Annotated in this window: 11 protein-coding genes; 4 read left to right on the forward strand and 7 right to left on the reverse strand. The window is 68.9% G+C overall.

Annotated features, from left to right (window positions below; translation table 11 throughout):
- Window position 1: 1 nt before the first annotated feature.
- From RMP09_RS07710 to RMP09_RS07720, 3 genes are all read right to left on the reverse strand, one after another.
- On the reverse strand, window positions 2–517 hold the full coding sequence (locus RMP09_RS07710) for a tripartite tricarboxylate transporter TctB family protein (protein WP_310565389.1): 516 nt from the start codon (window positions 515–517) through the stop codon (window positions 2–4).
- A 156-nt stretch (window positions 518–673) separates the two neighbouring features.
- Window positions 674–1654 carry a tripartite tricarboxylate transporter substrate-binding protein gene (locus RMP09_RS07715; RefSeq protein WP_310565390.1) on the reverse strand — a complete coding sequence of 327 codons (981 nt, stop codon included), beginning with the start codon at window positions 1652–1654 and terminating at the stop codon, window positions 674–676.
- Window positions 1655–1703: 49 nt separating this feature from the next.
- A complete protein-coding gene (locus tag RMP09_RS07720; protein ID WP_310565391.1) occupies window positions 1704–2684 on the reverse strand; it encodes a tripartite tricarboxylate transporter substrate binding protein in 981 nt (326 codons plus the stop codon).
- Between the two features lie 93 nt (window positions 2685–2777).
- Here RMP09_RS07720 and acnA point away from each other — a divergent pair, with 93 nt between their 5' ends.
- The 4 genes from acnA to RMP09_RS07740 are packed head-to-tail and all read left to right on the forward strand — an operon-like array spanning window position 2778 to window position 8160.
- Window positions 2778–5411, forward strand: coding sequence for an aconitate hydratase AcnA (gene acnA, locus RMP09_RS07725; protein WP_310565392.1), 2634 nt, complete (start codon window positions 2778–2780; stop codon window positions 5409–5411).
- A 41-nt stretch (window positions 5412–5452) separates the two neighbouring features.
- Window positions 5453–6352 (forward strand): GntR family transcriptional regulator, encoded by a 900-nt coding sequence (locus RMP09_RS07730; RefSeq protein ID WP_310565393.1) that lies wholly within the window; start codon window positions 5453–5455, stop codon window positions 6350–6352.
- 17 nt (window positions 6353–6369) lie between these two features.
- The gene (locus tag RMP09_RS07735; protein WP_310565394.1) at window positions 6370–7110 is read left to right on the forward strand and encodes an ABC transporter substrate-binding protein; all 741 of its coding nucleotides are present in this window, start codon (window positions 6370–6372) and stop codon (window positions 7108–7110) included.
- Window positions 7111–7113: 3 nt separating this feature from the next.
- Window positions 7114–8160: a lactonase family protein gene (locus RMP09_RS07740; protein WP_310565395.1), complete on the forward strand. Its 1047-nt coding sequence runs from the start codon at window positions 7114–7116 to the stop codon at window positions 8158–8160.
- 56 nt (window positions 8161–8216) lie between these two features.
- Here the strand turns inward: RMP09_RS07740 and RMP09_RS07745 are convergent, their stop codons facing one another.
- Genes RMP09_RS07745 through RMP09_RS07760 form a run of 4 tightly spaced genes read right to left on the reverse strand, consistent with a single transcriptional unit; the run spans window position 8217 to window position 11918 of the window.
- Window positions 8217–9221: a transketolase family protein gene (locus RMP09_RS07745; protein ID WP_310565396.1), complete on the reverse strand. Its 1005-nt coding sequence runs from the start codon at window positions 9219–9221 to the stop codon at window positions 8217–8219.
- The gene (locus RMP09_RS07750; RefSeq protein ID WP_310565397.1) at window positions 9218–10072 is read right to left on the reverse strand and encodes a transketolase; all 855 of its coding nucleotides are present in this window, start codon (window positions 10070–10072) and stop codon (window positions 9218–9220) included. The genes RMP09_RS07745 and RMP09_RS07750 overlap by 4 nt, the downstream gene beginning before the upstream one ends.
- Window positions 10073–10112: 40 nt before the next feature.
- Window positions 10113–11372: a TRAP transporter large permease subunit gene (locus RMP09_RS07755; protein WP_310565398.1), complete on the reverse strand. Its 1260-nt coding sequence runs from the start codon at window positions 11370–11372 to the stop codon at window positions 10113–10115.
- Window positions 11373–11402: 30 nt separating this feature from the next.
- The gene (locus tag RMP09_RS07760; protein WP_310565399.1) at window positions 11403–11918 is read right to left on the reverse strand and encodes a TRAP transporter small permease subunit; all 516 of its coding nucleotides are present in this window, start codon (window positions 11916–11918) and stop codon (window positions 11403–11405) included.
- Between the last annotated feature and the right edge of the window lie 27 nt (window positions 11919–11945).

The raw sequence follows: 11945 nt of genomic DNA on the forward strand, positions 1-11945 counted from the left end.
GTCAGGCGAGCAGAAGGCGTTCAAGGGGACCGGCCGGCAGCGACAGCGACAACACCCGGGCGAAGAAAACAAACACGAGGGTGGTCAGGAGCAGGCCGATGCCCACCGAACGCGCGCCCAGGGGCTGACCAAAAGCGCGCGCGGTCGCCACGAAAAGGACGGTGGCGCCGATGACGAAGCCGCCACCAAAGTGCACACAGGCGCCCAGCACCGCGAGCCCGCCCAGGATCCAGGCCAGCCCAGCGGGGTTGGTGGTCGGCAAGGCCTCACGCGGCGTGAAGCCTTCATCGGCCTCGCGCACGCGGCGGCCCCAGGCCGCCACGCCGTGGGCCAGGCCCAGCGCCGCGACGAACAGGGCCACCATGCGCATGGCGGCAGCCGGCCCCACGCCCACGGTCACCTGCTCCGGCAGGCGGTTGGCGTCCAGCCAGATCAGCAGCGCCAGCGTCAGCAGGGCCAGGGCGATGCCGGCCAGCGCACGCCAGCTCGGCCCAAAGGTATGAGAGTCGGTGCTCATGTCGTGTGTCCAGTACCGCTTTGCAGCGCAGAAAAAATGTCACCCGAAGCGCGTGCCCTTGTCCAGAGCACCCGTGGAACCGCCCTTCGACAAGCTCAGGACGGGCCACAGGGTGCGTCCCCCGTGGGGGAAGACGCGAAGCGGCGCAGGGGGGAGTTACTTCACCAGGCCGATGGTGGTCAGCACGTCTTTCACGCTGACCTGTTCCTTCTTGAGGTTGGCCGCGAAGGCGTCGGCGTTCAGGTAGGCATCGTCCCAGCCGCGCTGCTTGCGCACGGCGGCCCACTCGGGCGACTTCACCGCCTTTTCCACCGCCGCGGACAGGGCCGCCTTTTGCGCCGCGCTGATGCCGGGGCCGGCGACGATGCCGCGCCAGTTCATCAGCTCCACGTCCAGGCCCTGTTCCTTGATGGTCGGCACATCGACGCCGGCCATGCGCGCGCCCGAGGACAGCGCCAGGGCGCGCAGCTTGCCAGCCTTGATCATGCTTTCGAACTCGTTGTAGCCCGAGACGCCGGCCGTCACGCGGCCACCCAGCATCTCGGCCAGGGCTTCGCCGCCGCCCGAGAAGGGCACGTAGTTCAGCTTGGTCGCGTCGCCACCGGCGGCCTTGGCCACCAGGCCGGCCAGGATGTGGTCGGCGCCACCGGCCGAGCCACCGGCCCAGACCACCTTGGAGGCGTCGGCCTTGAGCGCGGCGGCCAGGTCCTTGAGCGTCTTGTGCGGCGAGTTGGCCGGCACCACGATCACCAGCGCGTCACCGGTCAGGCGGGCGATGGGGGTGACCGCATCCAGGTTCACCGGCGACTTGTTGGTCAGGATCGCGCCGACCATGGTGATGCCCATGGTCAGCAGCTGGTTGCCGTCGCCCTTGGCGCCGTTGACGAACTGGGCCAGGCCCACGGTGCCGCCCGCGCCGGGCACGTTGACCACCTGCACCGACTTGGCGGCGCCGGTGGCGGTCATCACCTGCTGCAGGGCGCGCGAGGCGCCGTCCCAGCCGCCGCCGGCACCGGCGGGCGCGGTGATCTTGATATCCAGCGTGGCCTGGGCGTGGGCCTGCGGCAGCAGCGCGGCGGAGAGGCAGGCGGCGGCTGCGATGGCGAGGGTGCGGCGGGTGAGGGACAGGTTCTTCATGGGGATCTCCTGGGGGTGGTTGGAAACAAACGGACAAAAGGGACCGTGCTCACTCGGCGACGATCTTGGCGGTGGTGACGATGCGTTCGAACTGCACGGACTCTTTCTGGATGAAGTCCTTGAACTGCTGGGGGCTCATGGGTGTGGGCTCTCCGCCCTGTTCGCGCAGCTTCCTGGCCAGCTCGGGGTCCTTGAGCGCAGCGGTCACGGCGGCGTTGAGCTTCTGCACCACCACATCGGGCGTGCCGGCGGGGGCGAACAGGCCGAACCAGTTTTCCAGCTGGTACTTGGCCAGCGGCTTGTACTCGGCGATGGCCGGCAGGTCGGGCGCGAAAGGGGTGCGGGTGGCGGATGTCACGGCGATGGGCTTGACCTTGCCGGACTGGAGGAAGGACTTGGCGGCCGTGTAGCTCACGAAGGTCATGTCCACCAGGCCGGACGCCACGTCCACCAGCTGCCCCGCCGCGCCGCGGTAGGGGATGTGGACCATGTGCACACCGGCCAGCTCTTCCAGCAGTTCGCCGTTGAGGTGCTGCGGGTTGCCCACGCCACTGGTGGAGTACGACAGGCGGCCCGGGTTCTTCTTGGCGTAGGTGACCAGTTCTTCGACGTTCTTGACCGGCAGCTTGTTGGCCACCACCAGCACGTTGGGGATGCGCACCACCAGCGTGACCGGCAGCAGGTCCTTGGCCGGGTTGTACTGCATGCGGCCCTTGTAGACGAAGGCATTGATGGCCGTTTCGCCGGCAGAACCCAGCAGCAGCGTGTGGCCGTCCGGCGCGGCCTTGACCACGGCCTGCGCACCGATCATGCCGCTGCCGCCGGCCTTGTTTTCCACGATGACCGTTGCACCCAGCGTGGTGCGCAGCTTCTCGGCCAGCAGGCGGGCGGTGATGTCCACGCCACCCCCGGCACCGAAGGGCACGACGATGGACACGTTGCGGGACGGGTAGTCCTGCGCCTGGGCGGCGAAGGGGGCAAGGCTGCCCAGCGCAAGGGCCAGGACGGTGAGGCGGCGCGAGAGGTTCATGGGGGCTCCGATGGGCTGTTCGTCCCGGTTGAGGGGCGGGTTAGGGTTAACGCTGGATTGCATTTTAAAGACGATAAATGCAAAATAACCATCATGGAAAACACCTACTCCCCCGACGCCGGCCAAATGAAGGTCGGTTCCGAGACCTACCGCTGCGTGGATCTGGTCGAGCGCTTCGGCGCGCAACTGCACCGCCTGCCGCTGGTGCTGCGCCTGCTGCTGGAGAACATCGCCCGCGAGACCGAAGGCGCCGAACGTGAAGCGGCCGAGGCCGCGGTGCTGGCCTGGCTGGACACCGGCCGCAGCGAGGCCGAAGTGCCCTACCAGCCGGGCCGGGTGCTGATGCACGACACCACCAGCACGCCCGCGCTGGTGGACATTGCGGCCATGCGCGACGCGCTGGCCGAGGCCGGCGTGGACCCGCGCGTGCTCAACCCGGTGCTGCCGGTGGACGTGTCGGTGGACCACTCGCTGGCGGTGGAGGCCTTTGGCCGCCCACAGGCCAGCGTTGAAAACCTGCAGCACGAAATCCGCCGCAACGCCGAGCGCTACCGCTTCCTGCGCTGGGCCTCGAAGTCGCTGGACCGGGTGCGCATCCACCCGCCGGGGACCGGGATCATGCACACCATCAACCTGGAGCAACTGGCCACGGTGGTGACCACGGTGCAGCGCGATGGCGAGACCTGGGCCGTGCCCGACATGATGCTGGGCACCGACAGCCACACGCCCATGGTCAACGGCATCGGCGTGCTGGGCTGGGGCGTGGGCGGGCTCGAAGCGCAGACGGTGATGTTCGGCATGCCGACCATGCTGCGCGTGCCCGACGTGATCGGCGTGAAGCTGACCGGCCGGCTGATGGGCGCGGCCCAGGCCACCGACCTGGCGCTGACCGTGACGCAGCGCCTGCGCGCGCTCGGCGTGGCGGGCGAGTTCGTCGAGTTCTATGGCCCGGGTGTCTCGACACTGACGGCCGGCGAGCGCTGCGTGGTCGCCAACATGGCGCCCGAATACGGCGCCACCACCGGCTTCTTCCCGGTCGATGACAAGACGCTGGACTACCTGCGTGCCACCGGCCGCAGCCAGGCCCAGATCGAGCTGGTCGAGGCCTACTGCCGCCACAACGGCCTGTGGTTCGCGCCCGAGGCCGAGCCGCGTTACACGAAGACGATCAGCATCGCGCTGGACCAGATCGGTGTGATGGTGGCCGGCCCGCGCCGCCCGCAGGACCTGCTCGACCACACGTTGACCGGCGAAGCGCTGGCCAAGCTGGGATTCCAACCCACCGAACCGAGCGAGTTGCCCACCTTTCCTGTGGCGCTGGCCGCCATCACCAGCTGCACCAACACCTCCGACCCCGGCCTGCTGATCGCGGCCGGCCTGCTGGCCCAGGCCGCGCACGCACGGGGTCTCAAGGTGCCCGCCTGGGTCAAGACCTCGCTCGCCCCCGGATCGCCCGCCGCCGCCGACTACCTGCGCCGTTGCGGGCTGGACGCCGCGCTGGCGGCCGTGGGCTTCGACATCGTGGGCTTCGGCTGCACCACCTGCATCGGCAATTCTGGCCCGCTGCCCGACGCGGTGGCGCAGGCGCAGCACCTGGGCGCGGTGAAGGCCGTGGCCATCCTCTCGGGCAACCGCAACTTCCCCGGCCGTGTGCACCCGGACATCGAGGCCGCCTTCATCATGTCGCCTCTGCTGGTGGTGGCCTTCGCGCTGGCCGGTGACGCCGCGCGCAACCTGCGCGATGAAGCGCTGGGCACGGGCGCCGACGGCCAGCCGGTGTTCCTGCGCGAGCTGATGCCCACCCGCGAAGCCATCGACGCCGCGCTCAAGCTGGCGCTGGACCCGCTGGACTTCCGCCGTGCGTTTGACATCGCCAGCGCCAACCCGTTGTGGCACGCGCTGGAGGCGCCCGACACGCCGCTGTTCCCCTGGAGCGCCGCGTCCAACGCGCTGCGCCGCCCGCCGTTTGCCTCGCTCAGCGAAGGCTCGCAACTGGGCCGCTACACCGCTTACCCGCTGCTGGTGGTGGGCGACGACATCACCACCGACCACATCTCGCCGGCCAGCGCCATCCCGAAGCAGAGTCTGGTGGCGGACTTCCTGGTGGCGCGCGGCGACGACCGCAACGACCTCAACGTGTTCGCCTCGCGCCGCGGCAACTGGGAGGTCATGGTGCGCGCCGCCTTCCACAGCAAGACCCTGGTCAACCAGCTGGCGCCCGGCGCCCCAGTGGCCCACACCCTGCACGTGCCCAGCGGCAGCGTCGCCCCCATCTGGGACGTGGCGCAGCGCTACCGCGACGCGGGCGAGTCCGTCGTGCTGGTGGCCGGTGAGCGCTACGGCACCGGCTCCTCGCGCGACTGGGCCGCCAAGGGCCAGCGCCTGCTGGGCATCCGCGCCGTGCTGGCCGCGAGCTTCGAGCGCATCCACCGCTCCAACCTCATCGGCATGGGCATCCTGCCGCTGCAGTTCGCGGCGGGCCAGCACCCATCCACGCTGAATCTGCAGGCGGGCGACCGCATTGAGGTGCTGGCCGACCCAGCGGCGCTGCGGCCGCGTGCCCCGGTGGCGGTGGTCATCCACCGCGCCGACGGTTCGGCCCAGTCGCTCACGCTCACCGCCGCGGTGGAAACCCAGCTGGAGGTGCGCCTGCTGAGCCAGGGCGGCGTGATCCCCACCATCCTGCGCGACCAGCTGGCCGCGCACGCGGCGGTGGCCACCGTCTGACACCCATGACCAGCCTGCGCGCGCCTTACGATCACGGCACCATGAGTGCTGACAAAACCATCGTTGCCCAGGTGCTGGCGCTGATCCGCCAGGACAAGCTGCCGCCCGGTGCCCACCTGCCCGCGCAGATGCTCGCCGACCGGCTGCGCGTATCGCGTTCTCCCATCAACGAGGTGCTGATCCACCTGCACGAACAAGGCCTGCTGCAGCGCGAGCGCAACCGGGGCTTCTTCGTGGGCGAGGGCCTGCAGGCACCGGCTGAGGAGGTCAACCGCCGCCTCGGGCTGGAGGGTCAGGACGCTGCCACGCGCCTGTATTTCCAGGTGGCCGAAGACCGCCTCAAAGGCGAGCTGCCCGAGGAGGTGACCGAAGTCCTGCTCAAGACCCGCTACGGCCTGACGCCTGCCCAGCTGCAGGCGCTGCTGGGCCGCATCGCCAAGGAGGGCTGGATCGAGAAGAAGCCCGGCTACGGCTGGGCGTTTTCGACCATGCTCACCACGCCCGACAGCCTGCTGCAGTCCTACCGGTTGCGCCTGGCGCTGGAACCGGCGGCCCTGCTGGAACCGGGTTACCAGCTGGACCCGCAGGTGCTGGCGCGCTGTCGCGCCGCCGAGGTGCACCTGCTCGAAGGCGGCATCGAGACCGACACCGCCGACCAGTTGCACGACCGGGGCGTGCACTTCCATGAATCGCTGGTGGCCGCCTCGGGCAACGCGTTTTTCATCGACACCATCCGCCGCGTCAACCGCGTGCGGCGCCTGCTGTCTTACCGCTCCATGCAGGACCGCCAGCGCTACCCCGAGCACTGCCGCCAGCACCTGCACCTGCTCGACCTGCTCGAACAAGGCCGCCACGCCGACGCGGCGGCGACCATGCGCGAGCACCTGGGCGCCACCCTCGCCAACCTGGCCAAGATCAGCGACCTGCTGGGACGGGCCTGACACCTTCCCTGAAGTACATGAACACCTCCGACACCCTGCGCGCCGCCTTTGCCCCCACCGGTCGCCTGCGCGCCTCCATCAACCTGGGCAACCCCATCCTCGCGAACCGCCGCCCCGACACCGGCGAGCCGTTCGGTGTGTCGGTGGACCTGGCGCACGAGCTGGCGCAGCGCCTGGGCCTGCCGCTGGATCTGGTCGTGTTCGATGCGGCGGGCAAGTCGGTCGAGGCCGTGACCGCCGAGCAGGCCGACTTCGGCTTCTTCGCCGTGGACCCGGTGCGCGGCCAGGGCATCGCCTTCACCGCGCCCTATGTGCTGATCGAAGGCAGCTACCTGGTGCGCGACGCCTCACCGCTGCAGGCCAACGAAGAGGTGGACCGCGCCGGCACCCGCGTGGTGGTCGGCAAGGGCAGCGCCTACGACCTGCACCTCACGCGCGAACTCAAGGCCGCGACCATCGAACGCGCGCCGACCTCGCCCACCGTGGTGGACGTTTTCGTTGAGACGACGGCCGATGTGGCGGCCGGCGTCAAGCAGCAGCTCGAAGCCGACCAGAAGCGTTTCCCCGGCCACCGCCTGCTGCCCGGCCGCTTCATGGTGATCCAGCAGGCCATGGGCCTGCCCAAGGGCCGCAGCGCCGAGGCGGTGGCGTACCTGAGGTCGTTTGTCGAAGAGATGAAAGCCAGCGGTTTCGTGGCCCAGGCGCTGCAGCGCCACGGCATCGAAGGCGCTTCGGTGGCCCCGGCCCAGGAGGCCTGAGCCATGTTCGCTTACGTCGGATCGCGCACCACGCGCGAGCGCAACGCACGCGGCGACGGCATCACCGTCTGGAAAGTCGACGACGCCACCGGCGACCTGAGCCTGGTGCAGACGGTCGGTGATCTGGTCAACCCGTCGTTCCTGCTCAAGCACCCGACGCTGCCGGTGCTCTACACCGTGCACGGCGACCAGCAGCAGGTCAGCGCCTTGCGCATCGATCCGGCCACCGGCCACCTGAGCTTCTTGAACCGGCAGGACTGCGGCGGGCGCAACCCGGTGCACCTGGCCTTGTCGCCGGATGCGCGGCACCTGGTCATCAGCAACCATGTCAGCAGTTCGCTGGCCGTGCTGCCGGTGGCGGCCGATGGGGCGCTGGAACCCTTGTCTCAGTTGATCCAACTGGAAGGACCACCCGGCCCGCACCGCACAGAGCAGCCTTTTGCCAAGCCGCACTTCAACCCCTTCGACCCCAGCGGCCAATGGGTGCTGGTGCCCGACAAGGGCGTGGACCGGGTCTTTGTGTTCCGCTTCGCAGATGGGCGCCTGACCTCGGCCGCCCAGCCGTTCGCGCAGGCCCGCGAGGGCGCCGGTCCGCGCCACCTGGCCTTCCATCCGAGCCGGCCCTGGGCCTATGTGATCAACGAGCTGGACTCCACCGTCACCGCGTACACCTTCGATGCGACCACGGGCGCGCTGCAAGCCTTCCAGGTGCTGAGCGCGCTGGCCGACACCTTCACCGGCAACAGCCGCGCGTCCGAAGTCGAGGTGGACCGGTCGGGGCGCACGCTCTACGCATCCAACCGCGGCGAAGACAGCATCGCGGTGTTTCACATCGATGCAGACAACGGGCGTCTCGCGTTGCGCCAGAGCGCGCCCAGTGAAGGCAAGACCCCGCGCTTCTTCACCACCTCCCCCTGCGGTCGCTGGTGCTACGTGCTGAACGAGGACAGCGACCGCATCGTGCGTTTCGCCGTCGGCGCTGACGGCCGCCTCACGGACACCGGTCGCTCATGGGGCAGTGGCAGTCCGGTGTGCCTCGTGTTCGGCTGACGGGGGCCAACCGTGACCACAGCGCGCGCCGCGCGCTGTGGCCCATGTGAACGGCTTCAGCCGAGCCAGGCCTTGACGCGGCCCGACAAGGCTTCGGTGCTGATGCCGTAGCGGTCGTGCAGCGTGGGCAGGGCGCCGGCGTCGAGGTAGGCGTCGGGCAGTCCCGCCAGGCGGAAGCGCGCGGGCGTCACGCCGTTCTGCAGCAGGCAACTGGCCACGGCTTCGCCCAGGCCGCCAACGACAGAGTGGTTCTCGGCCACCACCACCAGGCGCGGTTTGCGCAGCACCTCGGCCAGGATGGTGGCTTCGTCCAGCGGCTTGATGGTCGGGCAGTGCAGCACGGCCACGCCGATGTTGTCGGCCTGCAGCGCCTTGGCCACTTCCAGCGCGCGCATGGTCATGAAACCGCTGGAGATGATCAGCACCTCGTCGCCGTCCACCAGGCGCTTGGCCTTGCCGAGTTCGAACTGGTAGTCGTATTCGTCCAGCACCAGCGGCACGTTGCCGCGCAGCAGACGCATGTAGACCGGGCCGTTGTGCGCGGCCATCTGCGGCACGGCCTGTTCGATGTCGAGCGCGTCGCAGGGGTCGATGATGGTCAGGCCGGGGATGCCGCGCATCATGGCCACGTCTTCGGTGGCCTGGTGGCTGGGGCCGTAGCCGGTGGTCAGGCCGGGCAGGGCGCAGCACATCTTCACGTTCAGGTTCTCTTCGGCGATCACCTGGTGGATGAAGTCGTAGGCGCGGCGCGTGCCGAACACGGCGTAGGTGGTGGCGAACGGGATCAGGCCTTCCTTGGCCATGCCGCCGGCCGCGCCCATGAGCAGCTGCTCGGCCATGCCCATCTGGTAGAAGCGCTCGGGGTAGGCCTGGGCGAACAGGTGCAGGTCGGTGTACTTGGCCAGGTCGGCGGTCATGCCCACGATTTCGGGGCGGTTCGCGGCCAGTTCCACCAGGGCCTTGCCAAACGGGGCGGCCTTCACGCGCTGCCCTTCGCCCGCGATGGACGCGATCATGGCGGAGGTGGTCAGGCGCGGTTTTTTCTCGGCAACGGTGTTCATGCGGAGGCTCCTTCGGGGGCGGTCTGGTCGAGGATGGCGAGGGCCTGCTGCCACTCGGGCGGATCGACGCGGATGAAGTGGTTTTTGTCGCGTGTTTCGAGGAAGGGCACGCCCTTGCCCATCAGGGTGTTGAACAGGATCACGCGCGGCTTGGCTTCTTTCAGGTTGCGCGCCGTGTCGAAGGCGGCCAGCACGGCGGCCAGGTCGTTGCCGTCGATGCGCTGCACATGCCAGCCAAAGGCCAGCCACTTGTCGGCCAGGGGCTCGAAGCCGAGGATCTTGCTGCTGGGGCCGTCGGCCTGCTGGTTGTTGATGTCGACCAGGCAGATCAGGTTGTCGAGCTGGTGGTGCGCGGCCGACATGGCGGCTTCCCAGGTCGAGCCCTCGTCGAGTTCGCCGTCGCTCATGGAGTTGTAGACGAAGGCGGGATTTTTCTTCTGCTTCAGAGCCAGCGCCATGCCGACACCGATGACCAGGCCCTGTCCCAGCGAACCACCGGAGATCTCCATGCCCGGCGTGTAGTTGGCCATGCCGCTCATGGGCAGGCGGCTGTCGTCGCTGCCGTAGGTTTCCAGTTCTTCTTGCGGAATCACGCCGGCCTCAATCAGCGCCGCGTAGTGGGCGATGGCGTAGTGGCCGTGCGAGAGCAGGAAGCGGTCGCGGCCTTCCCATTCGGGGTTCTGCGGTTGCAGGTTCAGCGCGTGGCCATAGGCCACGGCCAGCACGTCGGCCCAGCCCAGGGCCTGGCCGATGTAGCCCTGGCCCTGAACCTCACCCATGCGCAGCGCGTAGCGGCGGATGCGATGGGCGCACCGGGCCAGCGCCGGCAGTTTGTCTGCGGCGGAAGTCATGGAAATCTCCTGTGTGAAAGCGGAAGGGGTTGCGCCGGGGTCAGCGCAGGATGGAGGCCGGCACGTAAGAGACCAGTGCGAGCACGAGGAAGGCGACGAGGTAGAACGGGCCGAGTTCGCGCACCGTCTGGCCCACCTTGACCTTGGCCAGGGCCGAGGTGATGAACAGCGTGGTGCCCACCGGCGGGGTGTAGAGGCCGACGGCCAGGTTCACCACCATCATGATGCCCAGCTGCACCGGGTCCATGCCGATGCTCTGGGCCAGCGGCAGGAACACGGGGGTCAGCAGCAGCACGGCGGCCGGCAGGTCGATGAACATGCCGATGAACAGCATCAGCAGGTTCATGATCAGGATCACGATCCAGTCCTGGCTCACGTTCTGGGTGATCCACTGGGCCACGCCGCTGGGCATCTGGTCGTAGGTCAGCAGCCAGCCGATGGCGGCCGAGGCCATGATCACCAGCAGCACCACCCCGGTGGCCAGGCCGGCAGACACCACGGCGTCGTTCAGACGCTTGAGCGACAGGTCGCGGTACACCACAACGGATACCACCGCCGCGTACAGCGTGGACAGCACGGCCACCTCGGTGGGCGTGGCGATGCCGAAGCGCAGGAACACCACGATCAGCACCGGCAGCAGCAGCGCGGGCGAGGCGTACAGCAGGTGGGTGCGGAACACGCTCCAGTCGATGGGCGTGGTGTCGCGCGGGAAGTTGCGGCGCCGTCCCACGTACCAGCACATGAACATGAAGCCGCCGCACATCAGGATGCCCGGCAGGATGCCGGCGACGAACAGCGCCGCGATGGAGGCGTTGGCCGTCAGCGCGAACAGGATCATCGGGATCGATGGCGGGATCAGGATGTCGATGGTCGCGGCCGCGGCCAGCGTGGCGGCAGAGAAGGCCGGCGGATACCCCAGGCGCTTGTGCCAGGGGATCAGCAGCGAGCCGATGGCCGAGGCGTCGGCCACCGCCGAACCCGAGACGCCGCCGAACAGCGTGGACGAGAGCACGCCCACCTGCGCCGGGCCGCCGTGAAAGCGGCCGATCAGCGTGCTCAGCACACCGACCAGTGCCGCGCCCAGGCGGCCGCCCATCATCAGCGAGCCGGTGAGCATGAAGAAGGGGATGGCGATCAGCGGGAAGCTCTGCACCTGCGCCACCATCTGCTGCACCAGCAGATCGAGCGGCACGCGGTCGGAGGTGGCGGCCGCCGCCATGGCGGCCATCAGCAGGGCGTGGGCGATGGGCACGGCCAGCACGGCCGACCCGAGAAAAACCAGAAGAATGAGGGCACTCATGGTGGGCTCCTTGGCGGTTCTTGCGTGGGCTTACCAGTGCGCTTCCGGCACGGCTTGCTCAGCGTTCGGGTCGTGCTCAACCGGCGGGGTGATCCAGGCGTTCCAGGCCGACTTCAAGGCCAGCAGGCCCAGCATCAGCAGCCCACCCATGACGCAGCCGTAGGTCAGCGAACCGGGCACCTGCAGGATGGGCGACTTCTCGTCGTGCACGATCTCCAGCATCTGGTAGGTGGACCCCGCCAGCGTGGCGTACAGCGCCGCGACCACCAGCCAGGTGCCGATGGCGGTCCAGCGGCGCAGCGTGGCCGGTACCGCGTCCATCAGGAAGCTGGTGGTGATGTGCGCCCCGTGCGCCGCCGCCAGCACCACGCCCGACATGACCAGCCAGGGGAACAGCAGTTCGGGCACTTCGTTGGCCCACTGCAGGCTGCTGCCGGTGGCGTAGCGCAGCACGGTGTTGGCCACCAGGATCACGAAGATGACGGCCGTGCTGATCCACAGCAGCACACGGCACAGGCCGACGACGGCCCGTTCGATGAAGTTCATCGGAAGACTCCTTGGGTGGCGTGGGGG

It is taken from the genome of Hydrogenophaga sp. (assembly GCF_031426985.1).
Lineage (GTDB): Bacteria > Pseudomonadota > Gammaproteobacteria > Burkholderiales > Burkholderiaceae_C > Hydrogenophaga.

What these genes read in the sequence shown, in the direction of transcription:
- RMP09_RS07735 (WP_310565394.1), top strand. Translation starts at nt 6,370, where the DNA reads ATGAACACCTCCGACACCCTGCGCGCCGCCTTTGCCCCCACCGGTCGC.
- RMP09_RS07720 (WP_310565391.1), bottom strand. Translation starts at nt 2,684, where the DNA reads ATGAACCTCTCGCGCCGCCTCACCGTCCTGGCCCTTGCGCTGGGCAGC.
- RMP09_RS07730 (WP_310565393.1), top strand. Translation starts at nt 5,453, where the DNA reads ATGAGTGCTGACAAAACCATCGTTGCCCAGGTGCTGGCGCTGATCCGC.
- RMP09_RS07740 (WP_310565395.1), top strand. Translation starts at nt 7,114, where the DNA reads ATGTTCGCTTACGTCGGATCGCGCACCACGCGCGAGCGCAACGCACGC.
- acnA (WP_310565392.1), top strand. Translation starts at nt 2,778, where the DNA reads ATGGAAAACACCTACTCCCCCGACGCCGGCCAAATGAAGGTCGGTTCC.
- RMP09_RS07715 (WP_310565390.1), bottom strand. Translation starts at nt 1,654, where the DNA reads ATGAAGAACCTGTCCCTCACCCGCCGCACCCTCGCCATCGCAGCCGCC.
- RMP09_RS07745 (WP_310565396.1), bottom strand. Translation starts at nt 9,221, where the DNA reads ATGAACACCGTTGCCGAGAAAAAACCGCGCCTGACCACCTCCGCCATG.
- RMP09_RS07710 (WP_310565389.1), bottom strand. Translation starts at nt 517, where the DNA reads ATGAGCACCGACTCTCATACCTTTGGGCCGAGCTGGCGTGCGCTGGCC.
- RMP09_RS07755 (WP_310565398.1), bottom strand. Translation starts at nt 11,372, where the DNA reads ATGAGTGCCCTCATTCTTCTGGTTTTTCTCGGGTCGGCCGTGCTGGCC.
- RMP09_RS07760 (WP_310565399.1), bottom strand. Translation starts at nt 11,918, where the DNA reads ATGAACTTCATCGAACGGGCCGTCGTCGGCCTGTGCCGTGTGCTGCTG.
- RMP09_RS07750 (WP_310565397.1), bottom strand. Translation starts at nt 10,072, where the DNA reads ATGACTTCCGCCGCAGACAAACTGCCGGCGCTGGCCCGGTGCGCCCAT.